Source organism: Citrobacter sp. Cpa228, assembly GCF_030333085.1.
In the GTDB taxonomy this organism is placed as follows: Bacteria; Pseudomonadota; Gammaproteobacteria; order Enterobacterales; family Enterobacteriaceae; genus Citrobacter; species Citrobacter pasteurii.
In genome coordinates this window covers 1-20,962 of sequence record NZ_JAOWGQ010000041.1, presented here as the reverse complement: position 1 = coordinate 20,962, position 20,962 = coordinate 1, and the positions used below count along the sequence as shown (strand labels likewise).

The 20,962-nt window shown below is 53.1% G+C and carries 18 protein-coding genes; 8 read left to right on the top strand and 10 right to left on the bottom strand.

Going from position 1 to position 20,962, the window contains the following annotated elements:
• The first annotated feature begins 32 nt into the window (after positions 1-32).
• From thiC to thiH, 6 genes are read left to right on the top strand one after another with little or no spacing between them, the layout of a single operon-like run.
• Positions 33-1,931: a phosphomethylpyrimidine synthase ThiC gene (gene thiC / locus OGX91_RS07565; RefSeq protein WP_005132873.1), complete on the top strand. Its 1,899-nt coding sequence runs from the start codon at positions 33-35 to the stop codon at positions 1,929-1,931.
• Positions 1,931-2,566, top strand: coding sequence for a thiamine phosphate synthase (thiE, locus tag OGX91_RS07560; protein WP_005132875.1), 636 nt, complete (start codon positions 1,931-1,933; stop codon positions 2,564-2,566). The genes thiC and thiE overlap by 1 nt, the downstream gene beginning before the upstream one ends.
• A complete protein-coding gene (locus OGX91_RS07555) occupies positions 2,559-3,317 on the top strand; it encodes a HesA/MoeB/ThiF family protein (protein ID WP_005132877.1) in 759 nt (252 codons plus the stop codon). Before thiE ends, OGX91_RS07555 begins: the two co-directional genes overlap by 8 nt.
• Complete coding sequence (thiS, locus tag OGX91_RS07550; protein ID WP_005132879.1) at positions 3,298-3,498, top strand: sulfur carrier protein ThiS; 201 nt, start codon at positions 3,298-3,300, stop codon at positions 3,496-3,498. Before OGX91_RS07555 ends, thiS begins: the two co-directional genes overlap by 20 nt.
• A gap of 1 nt (position 3,499) precedes the next feature.
• Complete coding sequence (gene thiG / locus OGX91_RS07545; RefSeq protein ID WP_005132880.1) at positions 3,500-4,270, top strand: thiazole synthase; 771 nt, start codon at positions 3,500-3,502, stop codon at positions 4,268-4,270.
• Positions 4,267-5,400, top strand: coding sequence for a 2-iminoacetate synthase ThiH (gene thiH / locus OGX91_RS07540; RefSeq protein ID WP_005132882.1), 1,134 nt, complete (start codon positions 4,267-4,269; stop codon positions 5,398-5,400). The genes thiG and thiH overlap by 4 nt, the downstream gene beginning before the upstream one ends.
• A 118-nt stretch (positions 5,401-5,518) precedes the next feature.
• Here the strand turns inward: thiH and cspE are convergent, their stop codons facing one another.
• Complete coding sequence (gene cspE / locus OGX91_RS07535) at positions 5,519-5,731, bottom strand: transcription antiterminator/RNA stability regulator CspE (protein WP_005132883.1); 213 nt, start codon at positions 5,729-5,731, stop codon at positions 5,519-5,521.
• Between the two features lie 1,093 nt (positions 5,732-6,824).
• On the opposite strand from cspE, the gene OGX91_RS07530 reads away from it, so the two are divergent.
• A complete protein-coding gene (locus OGX91_RS07530) occupies positions 6,825-7,130 on the top strand; it encodes a PTS sugar transporter subunit IIB (protein ID WP_048214121.1) in 306 nt (101 codons plus the stop codon).
• 4 nt (positions 7,131-7,134) lie between these two features.
• Positions 7,135-7,452, top strand: a complete 318-nt coding sequence (locus OGX91_RS07525) for a PTS lactose/cellobiose transporter subunit IIA (protein ID WP_005132889.1) — start codon at positions 7,135-7,137, stop codon at positions 7,450-7,452.
• Positions 7,453-7,503: 51 nt separating this feature from the next.
• On the opposite strand, the gene rpoC is transcribed toward OGX91_RS07525, so the two are convergent.
• From rpoC to tuf, 9 genes are all read right to left on the bottom strand, one after another.
• Positions 7,504-11,727, bottom strand: a complete 4,224-nt coding sequence (rpoC, locus tag OGX91_RS07520) for a DNA-directed RNA polymerase subunit beta' (RefSeq protein WP_005132891.1) — start codon at positions 11,725-11,727, stop codon at positions 7,504-7,506.
• 76 nt (positions 11,728-11,803) lie between these two features.
• Positions 11,804-15,832 carry a DNA-directed RNA polymerase subunit beta gene (gene rpoB, locus OGX91_RS07515; protein ID WP_199948064.1) on the bottom strand — a complete coding sequence of 1,343 codons (4,029 nt, stop codon included), beginning with the start codon at positions 15,830-15,832 and terminating at the stop codon, positions 11,804-11,806.
• Positions 15,833-16,152: 320 nt separating this feature from the next.
• Positions 16,153-16,518 (bottom strand): 50S ribosomal protein L7/L12, encoded by a 366-nt coding sequence (rplL, locus tag OGX91_RS07510; RefSeq protein WP_000028882.1) that lies wholly within the window; start codon positions 16,516-16,518, stop codon positions 16,153-16,155.
• Positions 16,519-16,584: 66 nt separating this feature from the next.
• Positions 16,585-17,082, bottom strand: a complete 498-nt coding sequence (gene rplJ / locus OGX91_RS07505; RefSeq protein ID WP_005132895.1) for a 50S ribosomal protein L10 — start codon at positions 17,080-17,082, stop codon at positions 16,585-16,587.
• 414 nt (positions 17,083-17,496) lie between these two features.
• On the bottom strand, positions 17,497-18,204 hold the full coding sequence (gene rplA, locus OGX91_RS07500; RefSeq protein WP_005132897.1) for a 50S ribosomal protein L1: 708 nt from the start codon (positions 18,202-18,204) through the stop codon (positions 17,497-17,499).
• Between the two features lie 3 nt (positions 18,205-18,207).
• Positions 18,208-18,636 carry a 50S ribosomal protein L11 gene (gene rplK / locus OGX91_RS07495; RefSeq protein WP_003033122.1) on the bottom strand — a complete coding sequence of 143 codons (429 nt, stop codon included), beginning with the start codon at positions 18,634-18,636 and terminating at the stop codon, positions 18,208-18,210.
• 155 nt (positions 18,637-18,791) lie between these two features.
• On the bottom strand, positions 18,792-19,337 hold the full coding sequence (nusG, locus tag OGX91_RS07490; protein ID WP_003033125.1) for a transcription termination/antitermination protein NusG: 546 nt from the start codon (positions 19,335-19,337) through the stop codon (positions 18,792-18,794).
• A 1-nt stretch (position 19,338) separates the two neighbouring features.
• Complete coding sequence (gene secE / locus OGX91_RS07485; RefSeq protein ID WP_003033128.1) at positions 19,339-19,722, bottom strand: preprotein translocase subunit SecE; 384 nt, start codon at positions 19,720-19,722, stop codon at positions 19,339-19,341.
• A gap of 229 nt (positions 19,723-19,951) precedes the next feature.
• Positions 19,952-20,962: elongation factor Tu (gene tuf / locus OGX91_RS07480; protein ID WP_127674166.1), on the bottom strand; the 1,011-nt coding region annotated here is incomplete at its 5' end.

Sequence of the window (20,962 nt, the reverse complement as noted above, 5' to 3'; positions counted from 1 at the left end):
AGCCATATCCTGACTTTTATTTGGAATGAGCTATGTCTGCCACTACTAAACCATCACGCCGCGAACAGCGCGCTCAAGCCCAACACTTTATCGATACCCTGGAAGGGACCGCCTTCCCTAACTCAAAACGCATTTATATTACCGGTTCGCAGCCGGATATCCGCATTCCGATGCGCGAAATTCAGCTCAGCCCAACGCTGATTGGCGGTAGCAAAGACAACCCGCAGTTCGAAGAGAACGAAGCCGTTCCGGTATACGACACCTCCGGGCCGTATGGCGATCCTGACGTAGCGATTAACGTCCAGCAGGGTCTGGCGAAACTGCGCCAGCCGTGGATTGCGGGGCGTAACGACAGCGAAGAATTAGACGACCGCAGCTCCGCTTATACCAAAGAGCGCCTGGCCGACGATGGCCTGGACGAGCTGCGTTTCAGCGGCCTGCTGACGCCAAAGCGCGCCAAAGTCGGTAAGCGCGTGACCCAACTGCACTACGCCCGTCAGGGGATCGTGACGCCGGAGATGGAGTTTATCGCCATCCGTGAAAACATGGGCCGCGAGCGTATTCGTAGTGAAGTGCTGCGCCACCAGCATCCGGGGATGAACTTTGGCGCGCGCCTGCCGGAAAACATTACGCCGGAATTCGTGCGTGATGAAGTGGCCGCGGGCCGGGCGATTATTCCTGCTAACATCAACCACCCGGAATCCGAGCCGATGATCATCGGCCGCAACTTCCTGGTGAAGGTGAATGCCAACATCGGTAACTCGGCGGTCACCTCCTCTATCGAAGAAGAGGTCGAAAAACTGGTATGGTCAACGCGCTGGGGCGCAGACACGGTGATGGATCTCTCCACCGGCCGCTATATCCACGAAACCCGCGAGTGGATCCTGCGTAACAGCCCGGTGCCGATCGGTACCGTACCGATCTACCAGGCGCTGGAGAAGGTCAATGGGATCGCCGAAGATCTCACCTGGGAAGCGTTCCGCGATACGTTGCTGGAACAGGCCGAACAGGGCGTCGACTACTTCACCATCCATGCCGGCGTGCTGCTGCGCTACGTGCCAATGACCGCTAAACGCCTGACCGGTATTGTCTCGCGCGGCGGTTCGATCATGGCGAAATGGTGCCTCTCGCATCACAAAGAGAACTTCCTGTTTGAACATTTCCGTGAGATTTGCGAAATCTGCGCCGCCTACGACGTTTCACTCTCTCTTGGCGATGGTCTGCGCCCTGGTTCGATTCAGGATGCCAACGACGAAGCGCAGTTCTCCGAACTGCATACGCTGGGCGAGCTGACCAAAATCGCCTGGGAATACGACGTGCAGGTGATGATTGAAGGCCCGGGACATGTGCCGATGCATATGATCCAGCGCAACATGACCGAAGAGCTGGAGCACTGCCACGAGGCGCCGTTCTACACCTTAGGGCCGTTGACGACAGATATCGCGCCGGGCTATGACCACTTCACCTCCGGCATTGGCGCGGCAATGATCGGCTGGTTTGGCTGCGCGATGCTGTGCTACGTCACGCCGAAAGAGCACCTTGGCCTGCCGAACAAAGAAGATGTGAAGCAGGGGCTGATTACCTACAAGATTGCCGCTCACGCCGCAGATTTAGCCAAAGGCCATCCGGGCGCGCAGATCCGCGACAACGCGATGTCGAAAGCGCGCTTCGAATTCCGCTGGGAAGACCAGTTTAATCTGGCGCTCGACCCGTTCACCGCCCGTGCCTATCACGATGAAACCCTGCCGCAGGAGTCCGGCAAAGTTGCCCACTTCTGCTCGATGTGCGGGCCGAAGTTCTGCTCAATGAAAATCAGCCAGGAGGTTCGCGACTACGCCGCTGCACAGACGATTGAAGTGGGGATGGCAGATATGTCGGAGAACTTCCGCGCCAAAGGCGGTGAAATCTACCTCAAAAAAGAGGAGGCATAATGTACCAGCCTGATTTCCCGACCGTGCCGTTCCGCCTCGGGCTTTACCCGGTAGTGGACAACGTGCAATGGATTGAACGCCTGCTGGCAGCGGGCGTGCGCACGATCCAGTTGCGTATCAAAGATAAACGCGATGAAGAGGTGGAAGCCGACGTTATCGCCGCCATCGCGCTGGGGCGTCGCTATGACGCCCGCCTGTTTATCAACGACTACTGGCGGCTGGCAATCAAACATAACGCCTACGGCGTGCATCTGGGCCAGGAAGACCTTGAAACCACCGACCTGAAAGCGATTCAGGCGGCGAGCTTACGCCTGGGGGTTTCCACCCACGATGATATGGAGATCGACGTCGCGTTGGCGGCTAAGCCTTCTTACATCGCACTCGGCCACGTTTTCCCCACGCAAACCAAGCAGATGCCTTCCGCCCCGCAGGGGCTGACACAGCTGGCAAGTCATATTGAACGACTGGCCAATTACCCGACCGTCGCCATCGGCGGCATCAGTCTAGAACGTGCGCCCGCGGTGCTGGCAACCGGCGTCGGCAGCATTGCCGTGGTCAGCGCTATCACCCAGGCAGCCGACTGGCAGGCGGCCACGGCGCAGTTGCTCGATATAGCAGGAGTCGGTGATGAATGACCGCGACTTTATGCGTTACAGCCGGCAGATCCTGCTTGGCGATATCGCTATTGAGGGCCAGCAAAAGCTGCTCGACGGCCATGTGCTGATTGTCGGCCTGGGCGGATTAGGCTCGCCTGCCGCGCTGTATCTGGCGGGAGCGGGCGTCGGCACGCTGACGCTGGCGGACGATGACGACGTTCATCTGAGCAATCTGCAGCGGCAAATATTGTTCACCACCGACGACATTGCCCGCCCGAAAGCGCAGGCGGCGGAACGCCATCTGGCACGTCTTAACCCGGACAGCGAGCTGGTCGTCCTTGAGCAGCGGCTGACAGGCGATGCGCTCCGGCACGCGGTCGCGCGTGCCGATGTGGTGCTTGACTGTACCGACAACATGGCCACGCGTCAGGAAATTAACGCCGCCTGTGTGGCGCTGAATACGCCTTTGGTTACCGCCAGCGCCGTGGGTTTCGGCGGCCAGTTGATGGTACTCACGCCCCCGTGGGAGCAAGGTTGTTACCGCTGCCTGTGGCCGGATGATGTCGAACCCGAACGCAACTGCCGTACCGCCGGCATCGTCGGCCCGGTTGTCGGCGTAATGGGCACCTTGCAGGCGCTGGAAGCCATCAAACTGCTTAGCGGCATTGCGACGCCCAGCGGCGAGTTACGCCTGTTTGACGGTAAAACCAGTCAGTGGCGCAGCCTGGCGCTGCGTCGGGCCAATGGCTGCCCGGTATGCGGAGGGCAACATGCAGATTCAGTTCAATGATGCGCCGATGCAGTGCGCCGAGGGGCAAACCGTCAGCGGGCTGCTCACCGAGCTTAATCAGCTTAAACCGGGCGCGGCGCTGGCGCTCAATCAGCAGATCCTGCCGCGCGAGCAGTGGCAGCAGCAAATCGTGCAGGAAGGCGACCAGATCCTGCTTTTTCAGGTTATTGCAGGGGGTTGATATGTTACGTATTGCCGACAAAACGTTTGATTCACATCTGTTCACCGGTACCGGAAAATTTGCTTCGTCGCAGCTGATGGTCGAAGCGATTCGCGCCTCCGGCAGTCAGCTGGTGACGCTGGCGATGAAGCGGGTCGATTTGCGCCAGCATAACGATGCCATTCTGACCCCGCTTATCAACGCGGGCGTGACGCTGCTGCCTAACACCTCCGGAGCGAAAACCGCTGAAGAGGCTATTTTCGCCGCCCAACTGGCGCGTGAAGCGCTGGGTACCCACTGGCTGAAATTAGAAATCCACCCGGATGCCCGCTGGCTATTGCCAGATCCGATTGAAACGCTAAAAGCCGCCGAAGCGCTGGTGAAACAGGGCTTTGTGGTGCTGCCTTACTGCGGCGCGGATCCGGTACTGTGCAAGCGACTGGAAGAAGTAGGCTGCGCAGCGGTGATGCCTCTCGGCGCACCCATCGGTTCTAATCAGGGGCTGGAAACCAAAGCGATGCTGGAGATTATTATCCAGCAAGCGACCGTGCCGGTGGTGATCGATGCAGGTATCGGTGTGCCCAGTCACGCGACGCAGGCGCTGGAAATGGGCGCCGATGCGGTGCTGGTCAACACAGCCATTGCCGTGGCTGACGATCCGGTGATGATGGCAACCGCCTTCCGCCTGGCGGTTGAAGCAGGTTTGCTGGCGCGCCAGGCCGTGCCCGGCAGCAAAAGTTCGCTCGCGCAGGCCACCAGCCCGTTAACCGGATTCCTGGAGGCCTTCGCATGAAAACTTTCACCGACCGATGGCGACAGCTTGACTGGGACGACATCCGCCTGCGCATCAACGGGAAAACCGCCGCTGATGTGGAACACGCCCTCAACGCTTCACAACTGAGCCGAGATGACTTGATGGCCTTGCTCTCCCCTGCTGCCGCCGCCTATCTGGAGCCGCTGGCACAGCGGGCGCAGAAGCTTACCCGTCAGCGTTTTGGCAACACCGTCAGCTTTTACGTTCCGCTGTATCTCTCGAATCTCTGCGCCAACGACTGCACCTATTGCGGCTTCTCGATGAGCAACCGTATCAAACGCAAAACGCTGGACGAAGATGAAATACAACGGGAGTGTACCGCTATCCGTGAGCTGGGTTTTGAGCATCTGCTGCTGGTCACCGGTGAACATCAGGCAAAAGTCGGGATGGACTATTTTCGCCGCCATCTGCCGGCTATTCGCCGCCAGTTCGCTTCGCTACAAATGGAAGTTCAGCCGCTGGCGACCGAGGAATACGCCGAGCTGAAAACGCTGGGGCTGGATGGCGTGATGGTGTATCAGGAGAGCTATCATGAAGCGATTTACGCCCGCCACCATCTGAAGGGGAAAAAGCAGGATTTCTTCTGGCGGCTGGACACGCCGGACAGGCTGGGCCGCGCAGGGATCGACAAAATCGGTCTTGGCGCGTTGATTGGTTTGTCCGACAGTTGGCGGGTTGATTGCTATATGGTGGCTGAACATCTGTTGTGGATGCAGCAGCATTACTGGCAGAGCCGTTACTCCATCTCCTTCCCGCGTCTGCGCCCATGCACCGGAGGCGTTGAGCCCTCGTCAATCATGGATGAACGCCAGCTGGTGCAAACCATTTGTGCATTTCGCTTGCTGTCGCCGGACATTGAGCTGTCGCTCTCCACTCGCGAATCGCCATGGTTTCGTGACCATGTGATCCCACTGGCGATTAACAACGTCAGCGCCTTCTCAAAAACCCAGCCCGGCGGTTATGCCGATAACCATCCTGAACTGGAACAGTTCTCTCCGCACGACGATCGTCGCCCGGAAACCGTGGCTGAAGCACTGATGGCGCAGGGATTGCAGCCCGTGTGGAAAGACTGGGACAGCTATCTGGGACGCGCGGCACAGATGCCCTAAGTCCAACGCTATTGCATAAACAAAAAAACCCGCTTTCGCGGGTTTTTCTTCACTGGCACTTAACTGCTCAGGCTCTGGCCTTCATCGCTATCGTAAGCGTTCGTGAGATTATCGGCAATTACAGCGCGATAACATTAACAGCAGACGGGCCTTTAGCGCCGTTCTCAACAGAGAACTCCACTTTTTGACCTTCGTCTAACGTTTTAAAATCGTTACTCTGGATAGCGGAGAAATGCACAAACACATCCTTGCTACCGTCCTGAGGAGTGATAAAGCCGAAGCCTTTATCAGAGTTAAACCATTTTACTAAACCAGTCATTTTGTTAGACATAGATACTTCCTTTCATGTTTTTGAGCCGCTTATGCAGCGAAGATGGCCTGTTTTGCAGAAATTAACTTATGGGGCACTTAGGGAGGAGGCTCATGAAGAAGAGTATCTGAGGATAACGCTTGAACTGAGAACTGCTTTACTAAAACTGCTTACATAAGGTCTGTGTTCCAAACCGATGCCATTATAGTAGACTTGCTTCTAATCATTATGCAAGCATTAATTTATTTAATATCCATCAACAGGTGAAATGTTGAGCCGGGGCGGTTGCGCGAAAAGGTAGCTTATTGATATATAAATAATAAAAGCCCTGACCGTTGCAGCCAGGGCTTTAAGTTACTACAAACTTCAGATTTAACATTACTAGACTTAACAATTTTGTACTGCTGTTGATACTACATTTTAAATGTACACGTTTATCACAGATAATATTGGATGCTGATACTGACTAACCCTTTCCTCTATTTATCGTTAAATAAACCCAGCCAGCTTGATAATAAAACTCAAGAATGGCGACCTAAACAAGTACACTTCCCCTTGCGACATATACTCTTTGATGCGTGGCCTTACTTCCCTTGCAAGCTCTCATGAAAGCAACCTGCCAACATTAACTATTAAATCATGGCCTTACATCGTCGCACTTTTTTCACTACTTTGCGATTAGATAAATCAACTACAGAGCCTGAAAACATTGTCGATGTGCAAAGATAATAGCTTCAGCATCGACTATCCCATACAACAGAATATTTCGTGGCCCTTATCGCAACCCCCTATCAAACTCTACTAACGCTTACTAATTTAACAGCAAATGACTATTTCTCCGCTGTTAAGTATTAACATACGGGTTTAAAAAACAGTGTCAATACTGTTTTTAATAACATGTCTTTATTGACAGTAATTATTAATATCTACGCCTGAACACTATGGGAAAAACTGCTTTTTGGGTCAGACCAGACCGGTCTGAGCACCTTTTGTAACCGGTTTCAGAAAAAATGGCATTTCTTTGTGATGCCAGACACACAATCGTCGCAAAGCGGTTGTTGCTGTTGCCCGCACGAGATAATTATCAATAAATACCCGTTGATCGAGACTGCTTATGAAAAACATCGTTTTATGCTGTGCCGCCGGAATGTCCACCAGCATGCTGGTGCAAAGGATGAAAGATGCCGCCCAGAAAAAAGGGGTCGACGTCACTATCAAAGCGGTCCCGGTAGCTGAGTTTGCAGAGAATATCGCCACTGCGGATATCGTGTTGCTCGGTCCACAGGTTAAGTATGAGCAGGCCAAGCTGCAGGCGCTCGCCGACCCGCTGGGAAAAAAGGTCGCCGTCATCGATATGATGGATTACGGCATGATGAAAGGTGATGCCGTACTGGATAAAGCACTGAAACTGCTGGAGTAACGGCATGGAAGAGTTAGAAACAATCATCATGGAATTACTCGTGAATGCGGGTGCTGCCCGCAGCCAGGCTCTGACGGCGCTACAACTGGCGCGTAAAGGTGATTTCACCGGTGCAGAACAAGCGATGACGGAATCACGCGAGTACGTTAAACAAGCGCATAAGATCCAGACCCAACTGATCGGTATCGACGAAGGTACCGGCAAGCTACCGGTCAATCTCATCACCGTCCATTCGCAGGACCATTTGATGAACGCGATGGTGATTCAGGATCTGGCGGGCGACATGATTGAACTTTATCGGCGCTTACCGCCTGCCAGTTAACAGACATAAAAAAACCCGCCGAAGCGGGTTTTTTATTAGGGTCAGCAACGATTAATCGTTGTCAGAACCGCCCAGACCTGCGTTCAACAGTTCTGCCAGGCTGGCAGACGCATCTTCAGCAGTGACCTGCGGTGCAGCTGGCAGTTCACCCGCTGCGCGACGGCGCATACGATCCTGGTGGTACGCGTAACCGGTACCTGCCGGGATCAGACGACCCACGATGACGTTCTCTTTCAGACCGCGCAGTTCATCACGTTTACCCGCAACAGCGGCTTCGGTCAGGACACGCGTGGTTTCCTGGAACGATGCTGCAGAGATGAAGGACTCGGTTGCCAGAGACGCTTTGGTGATACCCAGCAGATCGCGGGAGAATGTTGCACCCACTTTGCCGTTCGCTTCCAGCTCGCGGTTAGCGATCTTGACGCGAGAGTATTCAACCTGCTCGCCTTCGAGGAAGTCGGAGCTACCCGCATTTTCGATGGTGGCTTTACGCAGCATCTGACGAACGATAACTTCGATGTGTTTATCGTTAATCTTAACACCCTGCAAACGGTATACGTCCTGAACTTCGTTAACGATGTAACGAGTTACAGCATGTACACCACGCAGACGCAGGATGTCGTGCGGCGCTTCCGGACCGTCGGAAACCACGTCACCACGTTCTACACGTTCACCTTCGAACACGTTGAGCTGACGCCATTTCGGAATCATCTCTTCGTACGGTTCGCTACCGTCTACCGGGGTGATAACCAGACGACGTTTCCCTTTAGTTTCTTTACCGAAGGAAATGATGCCGCTGATTTCTGCCAGGATAGCCGGCTCTTTCGGACGACGTGCTTCGAACAGGTCCGCAACGCGCGGCAGACCACCGGTGATATCCTTGGTACCGCCGGATTCCTGCGGAACACGCGCCAGAGTGTCACCAGAGCTGATCTGTACGCCATCTTCCAACTGAACAATCGCTTTACCCGGCAGGAAGTACTGAGCCGGCATATCGGTGCCTGGGATCAGAACGTCGTTGCCCTGAGCATCAACAATTTTCAGTGCCGGACGCAGGTCTTTACCACCCGCAGTACGCTCTGCAGAATCCAGAACCACCAGAGAAGACAGACCGGTCAGCTCGTCGGTCTGACGAGTAATGGTCTGGCCGTCGATCATGTCAGTGAAGCGGACGAAACCACTCACTTCGGTGATAACCGGCATGGTGTGCGGATCCCAGTTCGCTACGGTTTCGCCGCCAGCAACCTGTTCGCCATCACCCTTCGCCATAACGGAGCCGTAAGGCACTTTATAGCTTTCTTTGGTACGGCCGAATTCGTCGATCAGTTTCAGTTCGGTGTTACGTGAGGTGATAACCAGTTTACCGCTGGAGTTCACAACCGACTTCGCATTGCTCAGACGGATGCTACCTTTGTTTTTCACCTGGATGCTGGATTCAGCAGCCGCACGAGATGCCGCACCACCGATGTGGAACGTACGCATCGTCAGCTGTGTACCCGGTTCACCGATGGACTGTGCCGCGATAACGCCGATTGCTTCACCTTTGTTGATGATGTGGCCACGCGCCAGGTCACGACCATAGCAGTGCGCACATACACCAAAGTCGGTGTCACAGGATACAACGGAACGGACTTTGACGGAGTCAACGGAGTTCTCTTCCAGCAGGTCACACCACTGTTCGTGCAGCAGCGTGTTGCGTGGAACCAGAATATCCGCCGTACCCGGCTTCAGAACGTCTTCAGCAGTCACACGACCCAGAACGCGATCGCGCAGCGGCTCTTTAACGTCACCACCCTCGATAACCGGGGTCATGGTGATGCCTTCCAGCGTGCCGCAATCGTCTTCAGTAACTACCAGGTCCTGCGCAACGTCAACCAGACGACGAGTCAGATAACCGGAGTTCGCTGTTTTCAGTGCGGTATCCGCCAGACCTTTACGTGCACCGTGAGTAGAGATGAAGTACTGGAGTACGTTCAGACCTTCACGGAAGTTCGCGGTGATTGGCGTTTCGATGATGGAGCCATCTGGCTTCGCCATCAGACCACGCATACCAGCCAGCTGACGAATCTGTGCTGCAGAACCACGCGCACCGGAGTCGGCCATCATGTAGATGCTGTTGAAGGAAACCTGCTGCTCTTCTACGCCGTCACGGTTAATAACAGTTTCGGTTTGCAGGTTATCCATCATCGCTTTGGATACACGATCGTTCGCCGCAGCCCAGATATCGATAACTTTGTTATAGCGTTCGCCCGCGGTTACCAGACCAGACTGGAACTGCTCCTGGATCTCAGCAACTTCAGCTTCCGCTTCAGAGATGATCTCGTGTTTCTTCTCTGGGATGACCATGTCATCAATACCAACAGATGCACCTGAACGCGCTGCATAAGCAAAGCCGGTGTACATGGTCTGGTCAGCGAAGATAACGGTCGGCTTCAGGCCCAGAATGCGGTAACAGGTGTTCAGCATTTTGGAGATAGCTTTCTTGCCCAGCGCCTGGTTGACGATGGAGAAAGGCAGACCTTTCGGTACGATCATCCACAGAATGGCACGGCCAACGGTCGTGTCTTTCAGGCTGGTTTTCGCAACGAATTCGCCGTTTTCATCTTTTTCGTATTCGGTGATACGCACTTTAACGCGCGCATGCAGAGAGGCCAGACCTGCGCGATAGATACGCTCAGCTTCTTTCGGGCCAGTCAGCACCATGCCTTCGCCTTTGGCGTTAACACAGTCACGGGTCATGTAGTACAGACCCAATACAACGTCCTGAGACGGAACGATGATAGGTTCGCCGTTCGCCGGAGACAGGATGTTGTTGGTAGACATCATCAGCGCACGCGCTTCGAGCTGGGCTTCCAGCGTCAGCGGTACGTGAACAGCCATCTGGTCACCATCGAAGTCGGCGTTATATGCCGCACAAACCAGCGGGTGCAGCTGGATAGCTTTACCTTCGATCAGTACCGGTTCAAATGCCTGGATACCCAGACGGTGCAGGGTTGGTGCACGGTTCAGCAGTACCGGGTGTTCGCGGATAACTTCGTCCAGGATATCCCAAACGACAGCTTCTTCACGCTCAACCATTTTCTTCGCGGCTTTGATGGTGGTGGCGAGGCCACGCAGTTCCAGTTTGCCGTAGATGAACGGTTTGAACAGTTCCAGTGCCATTTTCTTCGGCAGACCGCACTGATGCAGACGCAGGTATGGACCTACGGTGATTACAGAACGACCGGAGTAGTCAACACGCTTACCGAGCAGGTTCTGACGGAAACGACCCTGTTTACCTTTGATCATATCAGCCAAAGATTTCAGAGGACGTTTGTTAGAACCGGTGATCGCACGACCGCGACGACCGTTATCCAGCAGGGCGTCAACCGCTTCCTGCAGCATACGTTTTTCGTTGCGTACGATGATATCCGGCGCAGCCAGATCCAGCAGACGTTTCAGACGGTTGTTACGGTTGATCACGCGACGATACAGATCGTTCAGATCTGAGGTTGCGAAACGACCACCATCCAGCGGAACCAGCGGACGCAAATCTGGCGGCAGAACCGGCAGAACAGTCAGGATCATCCACTCTGGCTTGTTGCCAGACTGTACGAAGGCTTCCAGCAGTTTGATACGCTTGGTCAGCTTTTTACGCTTGGTTTCGGAGTTGGTTTCGTTCAGCTCTTCGCGCAGAGTTTCACACTCTTGCTCCAGATCCATGCTCTTCAGCAGGGCCTGGATTGCTTCCGCACCCATCTTCGCGTCGAATTCGTCACCGAACTCTTCCAGCGCGTCCAGATACTGCTCTTCAGTCAGGATCTGTTGACGTTCCAGATTAGTCATACCGCCTTCGATAACCACATATGATTCGAAGTACAGTACGCGTTCGATATCACGCAGCGGCATATCAAGCAGCAAACCGATACGGGACGGCAGAGATTTCAGGAACCAGATGTGCGCAGTCGGAGACGCCAGCTCGATGTGGCCCATACGCTCACGGCGTACTTTAGTCTGGGTCACTTCAACGCCGCACTTCTCACAGATCACACCACGGTGTTTCAGGCGCTTGTACTTACCGCACAGGCACTCGTAGTCTTTTACCGGCCCAAAGATACGGGCGCAGAAAAGGCCGTCACGTTCAGGTTTGAACGTACGGTAGTTGATGGTTTCCGGCTTCTTAACTTCACCGAAAGACCATGAACGGATCATGTCTGGCGAGGCCAGAGCAATTTTGATCGCATCAAACTCTTCGGTTTTAGTCTGCGCTTTCAGAAACTTTAATAAATCTTTCACGGATTTGCTCCCGTCGGAGTTAGCACAATCTGGCGCTGGCTGTTACGCCAGCACCAGTGACCTGTTTGATCGAGAGTTACTCGTCTTCCAGCTCGATGTTGATACCCAGCGAACGAATCTCTTTCAACAGTACGTTGAAGGATTCCGGCATGCCTGGTTCCATCTGATGGTTGCCGTCCACGATGTTTTTATACATCTTAGTACGACCGTTCACGTCATCAGACTTAACGGTGAGCATTTCCTGCAGGGTGTATGCCGCGCCGTATGCTTCAAGCGCCCACACTTCCATCTCCCCGAAGCGCTGACCACCGAACTGCGCCTTACCACCCAGCGGCTGCTGAGTAACCAGGCTGTAAGAACCGGTAGAACGCGCATGCATTTTGTCATCAACCAGGTGGTTCAGTTTCAGCATGTACATGTAGCCAACGGTAACCTGGCGCTCGAACTGCTCACCGGTACGACCGTCGAACAGTGTGATCTGACCGGAAGTCGGCAGGCCACCCAGCTGTAACAGTTCCTTGATTTCAGACTCTTTCGCACCGTCGAATACCGGCGTTGCGATCGGCATACCTTTTTTCAGGTTTTCAGCCAGACGCAGAACTTCTTCATCACTGAAGGTATTCAGGTCAACTTTCTGACGAACATCTGAACCCAGATCGTAAGCACGCTGGATGAATTCGCGCAGTTTCGCGACTTCCTGCTGCTGTTTCAGCATGGCGTTGATCTTATCGCCGATACCTTTTGCAGCCATACCCAGGTGGGTTTCAAGGATCTGACCGATGTTCATACGCGATGGTACGCCCAGCGGGTTCAGTACGATATCTACCGGCGTACCGTTAGCATCGTGTGGCATATCTTCGATCGGGTTGATCTTAGAGATTACACCCTTGTTACCGTGACGACCTGCCATCTTATCACCAGGCTGGATCCGACGTTTAACCGCCAGATAAACCTTAACAATCTTCAGCACGCCCGGTGCCAGATCGTCGCCCTGAGTGATTTTACGGCGTTTCGCTTCGAGTTTTTTCTCAAACTCGTGCTTCAGTTCGTCGTACTGTTCAGCCAGCTGTTCCAGCTGATTTTGTTTCTCTTCGTCGGTCAGGCCGAGTTCCAGCCAGCGATCGCGCGGCAGTTTGTCGAGCTTCTCAGCTTCAACACCACCAGCAACCAGCACAGCGTAGATACGGCTGAACAGGCCAGCTTCGAGGATCTGCAGTTCTTCAGACAGGTCTTTTTTCGCCTGCTTCAGCTGCATCTCTTCGATTTCCAGCGCTCGTTTGTCTTTTTCTACGCCATCGCGAGTAAAGACCTGAACGTCGATAATCGTACCGGAAACACCATTTGGCACGCGCAGAGAAGAGTCTTTAACGTCAGACGCTTTCTCACCGAAGATCGCACGCAGCAGCTTCTCTTCTGGCGTCAGCTGGGTTTCACCTTTCGGTGTTACCTTACCAACCAGAATGTCGCCACCGGTCACTTCCGCGCCGATATAAACGATACCGGACTCATCCAGTTTGGAGAGCGCAGCTTCACCCACGTTCGGGATGTCAGCAGTGATCTCTTCTGGCCCCAGCTTGGTGTCACGAGACACACATGCCAGTTCCTGAATGTGGATGGTGGTGAAACGGTCTTCCTGAACAACACGCTCGGATACGAGGATGGAGTCTTCGAAGTTGTAACCGTTCCATGGCATGAATGCCACGCGCATGTTCTGACCCAGCGCCAGTTCACCGAGGTCGGTGGACGGACCGTCTGCCAGCACATCACCACGTTCAACCGGCTCGCCCAGAGATACGCAAGGCATCTGGTTGATACAGGTGTTCTGGTTAGAACGGGTGTATTTGGTCAGGTTATAAATGTCGATACCTGCTTCGCCCGGGTACATCTCGTCTTCGTTAACTTTGATAACGATACGGGAAGCATCCACGTACTGAACAGTACCGCCACGTTTAGCAACTGCAGTAACACCGGAGTCAACGGCAACAGCACGTTCCATACCGGTACCAACCAGCGGCTTATCAGCGCGCAGAGTCGGAACCGCCTGACGTTGCATGTTCGCACCCATCAATGCACGGTTGGCGTCATCGTGTTCCAGGAACGGGATCAGGGACGCACCGACGGATACCACCTGCTGGGTGGATACGTCCATGTAGTCAACCTGGTCGCGGCTGAACAAGCTGGATTCGCCTTTGCTACGGCAGGTAACCAGATCTTCTACAAAGTGGCCTTCGTCATCCAGGTTGGAGTTCGCCTGAGCGATAACGTAGTTGCCTTCTTCGATAGCAGACAGGTAGTGGATTTCGTCAGTTACAACACCGTCGGTCACTTTACGGTACGGAGTCTCAAGGAAGCCGTATTCGTTAGTCTGTGCATACACGGACAGGGAGTTGATCAGACCGATGTTCGGACCTTCAGGCGTTTCGATAGGACATACGCGACCATAGTGAGTCGGGTGTACGTCTCGAACTTCGAAGCCTGCACGCTCACGGGTCAGACCGCCTGGGCCGAGTGCAGAGATACGACGTTTGTGCGTAATCTCAGACAGCGGGTTGTTCTGGTCCATAAACTGAGACAGCTGGCTGGAACCAAAGAACTCTTTCACTGCTGCAGAAATCGGCTTGGCGTTGATCATATCCTGAGGCATCAGGGTATCCAGATCGCCCAGAGACAGACGCTCTTTCACCGCACGCTCAACACGTACCAGGCCAACGCGGAATTGGTTTTCCGCCATTTCGCCTACGGAACGGATACGACGGTTGCCGAGGTGGTCGATATCATCGACTTCGCCTTTACCGTTACGGATATCGATGAGCTTCTTCATCACTTCGATGATGTCATCTTTGCTCAGGATACCGGAACCTTCGATTTCGTCGCGCAGCAGAGAACGGTTGAACTTCATACGACCAACCGCAGACAGGTCATAGCGGTCTTCAGAGAAGAACAGGTTCTCAAACAGGCTTTCAGCAGCTTCACGAGTCGGCGGCTCACCAGGGCGCATCATGCGGTAGATTTCTACCAGCGCGCTCAGACGATCGTTGGTTGGGTCGACGCGTACAGTTTCAGAAATGTACGGACCGTGGTCCAGATCGTTAGTGAACAGCGTTTCGATACGTTTGTGGCCAGACTGGCTCAGCTTAGCCAGCAGATCCAGGCTCAGCTCCATGTTAGCTGCGCAGATCAGCTCGCCAGTAGATTCGTCAACGTAGTCTTTAGCCGCAACTTTACCAGCAATGTATTCAACCGGAACTTCGATATGTTTGATATCGTCTTTTTCCAGCTGGCGAATGTGGCGCGCAGTGATGCGACGGCCTTTTTCGACGTAGACTTTGCCGTTAGCTTCGATGTCAAAGGAGGCGGTTTCACCACGCAGGCGTTCCGGCACCAGTTCCATCTGCAGCTTGTTGTCACGAATTTCGAAAACAACTTTCTCAAAGAACAGGTCAAGGATCTGCTCAGTGGTGTAGTTCAGCGCACGCAGAATAATGGTCGCAGGCAGTTTACGGCGACGGTCAATACGTACGAACAGGTTGTCCTTCGGATCGAATTCGAAGTCCAGCCAGGAACCACGGTAAGGAATGATGCGCGCGTTATACAGCACTTTACCCGAAGAGTGGGTTTTACCTTTGTCGGAGTCAAAGAAGACGCCTGGACTACGGTGCAGCTGAGAAACGATAACACGCTCAGTACCGTTGATAACAAAGGTACCGTTGTCAGTCATGAGCGGAATTTCGCCCATGTAGACTTCTTGTTCTTTAATGTCTTTTACGGTGCCTTCCGGCGCTTCGCGCTCGTAGATCACCAGACGCAGTTTTACGCGCAGCGGTGCGGAATAGGTCACGCCACGGATCTGACATTCCTGAACGTCAAACACCGGTTCGCCAAGGCGGTAGCTGACGTATTGCAGCTCGGAATTACCGCTATAGCTCTGAATCGGGAAAACGGAACGGAAAGCTGCTTCCAGACCATACTGCCCTTCAGGATCTTGCTCGATGAACTTCTGAAACGAGTCAAGCTGGATAGAAAGGAGATAAGGTATGTCCAGTACTTGTGGACGTTTACCAAAATCCTTACGAATACGTTTTTTCTCGGTATAGGAGTAAACCATTAGGGTTCCTCAGCTCGCTGACAAGTCGACCCATCTGTCCGACGAAGGGACAGTTTGTGCAACACTATTTTGTTGACCGGAAAATCGAATACTTTCCGCAATGCCTGTTGCTATCACGCTTAAACCATTTCATTGCGATTTACACAGAACTGATGCTCTGTCGCAGTATATTAAGGCGTCGATAGAAACAAGCATTGAAAGGCACAGCAGTAGTCAAACAGTGTGAAATGCTACTGGCGCCTTACAGCGCAAAAAGGCTGGTGACTAAAAAGTCACCAGCCATCAGCCTAATTTCTTAGGCTGCAACCAGAAAAGTTGGCTTATTTAACTTCAACTTCAGCGCCAGCTTCTTCCAGAGATTTTTTCAGTGCTTCTGCGTCATCTTTGCTCACGCCTTCTTTCAGCGCAGCCGGTGCAGATTCTACCAGGTCTTTAGCTTCTTTCAGACCCAGGCCAGTTGCGCCACGTACTGCTTTGATAACAGCAACTTTGTTAGCGCCAGCAGCTTTCAGAATTACGTCGAATTCAGTTTTTTCTTCAGCAGCTTCAGCCGGACCAGCAGCTACAGCTACAGCAGCAGCAGCGGAAACACCGAATTTTTCTTCCATTGCAGAAATCAGTTCTACAACGTCCATTACGGACATAGCGGATACTGCTTCAATGATTTGATCTTTAGTGATAGACATTTAAATTGTTCCTGAAAATCAGAATAAGTTTATACGTAAGCAGATGCTTGAGAAAGATAACTGCGATTAAGCAGCTTCTTTCGCATCGCGTACAGCAGCCAGAGTACGAACCAGTTTGCCAGCCGAAGCTTCTTTCATGGTTGCCATCAGGCGTGCAATTGCTTCTTCGTAGGTCGGCAGGGTTGCCAGGCGATCGATGTTCGATGCCGTGATCAACTCACCTTCAAAGGCTGCGGCTTTGACCTCAAATTTTGCATTCGCTTTCGCGAACTCTTTGAACAGACGAGCAGCAGCGCCCGGGTGTTCCATAGAGTATGCAATCAGGGTCGGACCAACAAACGTGTCTTTCAGGCACTCGAACTGAGTACCTTCAACGACGCGGCGCAGCAGGGTGTTACGAACAACACGCATGTATACGCCAGCTTCACGACCTGCTTTACGCAGTTCAGTCATTTTATCTACAGTTACGCCACGGGAATCCGCAACTACTGCAGACAGCGCGCCTTTGGCTACTTCGCTGACTTCAGCAACAATCGCTTGTTTGTCTTGAAGATTTAAAGCCATTAGCTTTGCTCCTGGATGTTTGCCGGAACTCATGTTCCGGAACTCACTTCACTCCTCCCAACGGAGAGAGCGTCTAAATACGGTGAGCAGAAACAAGCCAGAGTATCAGAAATAATCTTAGCGTTCTGTCACCGTCTACGCAGGGCATTAAGTTTCTGACGAAACACCTGCGGTCTTCGACGGAGGCCTGGATAGGCCAGGCTCCAACGAACAAATCTTGTCTATCTGTCGCTATTCAACCTGTGCCGGCGTTGACTGTCTTCGTTCACACCAGTCACATAGTTAACTATGCTCCTGGCGATTCACTCAGTTGTCGCCTTGCCACAGCCTGAATATCTCGGATATACGTCTGCAATTAGCAGAAACGTGGGGGTAAGATTGTAGACAAAATCACCTCCCACGTAAAGGCGAATATTAGTTCGCCACAGTCGCAGTCAGACCGGACTGATCAACGGCAACACCAGCACCCATGGTGGTGGAGATGCTAACTTTCTTGATGTACACGCCTTTTGCCTGAGTCGGTTTAGCTTTTTTCAGCGCAACCAGCAGAGCTTCCAGGTTTTCTTTCAGTTTGTCAGCGTCAAAATCCACTTTACCGATGGTAGTGTGAATGATGCCGTTTTTGTCGTTACGGTAACGAACCTGACCTGCTTTAGCGTTCTTAACAGCTTCAGCAACGTTAGGGGTTACAGTACCAACTTTCGGGTTTGGCATCAGGCCGCGCGGACCCAGAACCTGACCCAGCTGGCCAACAACGCGCATTGCATCCGGGGAAGCAATAACAACGTCAAAGTTCATTTCGCCTTTTTTGATCTGGTCAGCCAGATCTTCCATACCTACCAGCTCAGCGCCTGCAGCTTTAGCAGCTTCAGCGTTTGCGCCCTGGGTAAATACGGCTACGCGAACGGAACGGCCAGTACCGTGCGGCAGTACAGTTGCACCACGTACGTTCTGGTCAGATTTACGTGCATCGATGCCGAGGTTAACGGCAACGTCCACGCTTTCTACGAATTTAGCAGTGGCCAGCTCTTTCAGCAGAGCGATAGCTTCGTTGATGTCGTACTGTTTAGTAGCATCAACTTTGTCACGGATCACGGACATGCGCTTGGTCAGTTTAGCCATTTCTTAGTCCTCCACTACCAGGCCCATGGAACGTGCAGTACCTTCAATGGAGCGAGTCATCGCTTCAATGTCGGAACCAGTCATGTCGGCAGCTTTGGTCTGCGCGATTTCCTGCAGCTGAGCGCGGGAAATTTTACCCACTTTGTCTTTGTTCGGCTTGCCGGAACCAGACTTGATACCAGCCGCTTTCTTCAGCAGAACTGCTGCCGGAGGCGTTTTGGTAACGAAAGTGAAAGAACGGTCAGCGTAAACGGTGATAACAACCGGGATCGGCAGACCTTTTTCCATGGAATCAGTCTTAGCGTTGAACGCTTTGCAGAATTCCATGATGTTCACGCCTTGTTGACCCAGTGCTGGACCTACCGGCGGACTCGGGTTAGCCATACCAGCTGCAACCTGCAGCTTGACATAGGCTTGGACTTTCTTAGCCATTCTAAATTCCTCTGATTGGGTTATAGCGCCTCAAGGAGGCTCCCCGTGATTAAATTCGTTTTACGGATAGAATCCATAAAAACAAAAGGCGCGAAATTGTATTCTAATCTCGCGCCTTGTGCAACGATTAAATCGTCGCTTTTTTGATCGGCGTATTAGGCTTTTTCAACCTGAGCGAAGTCCAGTTCAACCGGAGTCGCACGACCGAAGATAGATACGGAAACTTTCAGACGAGACTTCTCGTAGTCCACTTCTTCAACCACACCGTTAAAGTCAGCGAACGGACCGTCGCTAACACGAACCATTTCACCTGGCTCAAACATCGTTTTCGGACGTGGCTTATCACCAACCTGCTGCAGGCGGTTCATGATCGCATCAACTTCTTTGTCGCTGATAGGTGCCGGACGGTCAGATGTACCGCCGATAAAGCCCATTACACGCGGCACGCTGCGCACCAGGTGCCAGCTTGCATCATTCATTACCATCTGGACCAGTACATAGCCCGGGAAGAATTTACGCTCGCTCTTGCGACGCTGGCCGCCACGGATTTCGACCACCTCTTCGGTCGGCACCATGACTTCACCAAACAGCTCTTCCATATTTTGTAACTTGATATACTCACGCAGCGAGGTCGCTACGCGGCCTTCAAAACCGGAAAACGCCTGAACGACGTACCAGCGCTTTTTAGGGGCTTCAGACATCTTAGAACCTCAGGCCAGTGATAAAGGATACCAGGCGAACCAGAATACCATCCAGTCCCCACAGGATCAGTGACATTACCGCAGTGACCGCAGCAACGATCAGCGTGGTGTGCAGCGTTTCCTGGCGAGTTGGCCAAATGACCTTACGGACTTCGGTTCTCGCTTCACGGGCAAAAGCAACGGTCGCTTTACCTTTTGTAGTCAACAGCGCGACACCACCCGCTGCGGCAATCAGAATCACTACGGCCAGCGCACGCAGCGGCAGCATCATGTCACGATAGAGGTAGTTGCCAACGATAGCTACAAGCAGCAATACAGCGACAACAACCCACTTCATCGCTTCCAGGCCGCGCCCGCTTCCTTGAGCTTCGGTATTCGCACTCATAAACCAACCTGTCAGAAGTATTCTACAAACATTTTCACCCCGCGTAAGCGAGGCGATCCAAACCGAAATGCTCTGGTGCGTTTCGGACTAAACGCCCTCTTCAGAGCCTGTCTCAGCAATGATTATGACAAAAAAAATCACTGATGAGCCAGGTTCTGGTGTGAAAGCGTGCAAAAAGGGCATCAAATGATGCCCTTTTATTGCGCATTGCGTCAAATGTTATCGGCAATTAGCTCATTACTTTGGCAACAACGCCCGCGCCAACGGTACGGCCGCCTTCACGGATTGCGAAACGCAGACCGTCATCCATCGCGATCGGGTGGATCAGGGTAACAACCATTTTGATGTTGTCGCCCGGCATTACCATCTCTACGCCTTCCGGCAGTTCGATGGTACCAGTCACGTCAGTAGTACGGAAGTAGAACTGCGGACGGTAGCCTTTGAAGAACGGAGTATGACGGCCGCCTTCGTCTTTGGACAGAATGTACACTTCAGATTCGAACTTGGTGTGCGGCTTGATAGAGCCCGGCTTAGCCAGTACCTGACCACGTTCGATTTCTTCACGTTTGATACCACGCAGCAGAACACCAACGTTCTCACCAGCACGGCCTTCGTCCAGCAGTTTGCGGAACATTTCAACGCCAGTACAGGTAGACTTGGCAGTCTCTTTGATACCAACGATTTCAACTTCTTCACCAACTTTGATGATACCGCGTTCTACACGACCGGTAACAACGGTACCACGACCGGAGATGGAGAATACGTCTTCGATTGGCAGCAGGAACGGCTTATCGATAGCACGTTCTGGTTCCGGGATGTAAGAATCCAGGAAGCCAGCCAGTTCGATGATTTTCGCTTCCCACTCTGCTTCGCCTTCCAGCGCTTTCAGAGCAGAACCACGAACGATCGGCGTGTCATCGCCCGGGAAATCGTACTGAGACAGAAGTTCACGAACTTCCATTTCTACCAGTTCCAGCAGCTCTTCGTCATCAACCATGTCGCATTTGTTCAGGAACACGATGATGTACGGAACGCCTACCTGACGACCCAGCAGGATGTGCTCACGAGTCTGCGGCATCGGGCCGTCAGTCGCAGCAACAACCAGGATCGCGCCGTCCATCTGCGCAGCACCGGTGATCATGTTTTTAACATAGTCGGCGTGGCCCGGGCAGTCTACGTGCGCGTAGTGGCGAGTCGGGGTGTCATATTCAACGTGAGAAGTGTTGATGGTGATACCACG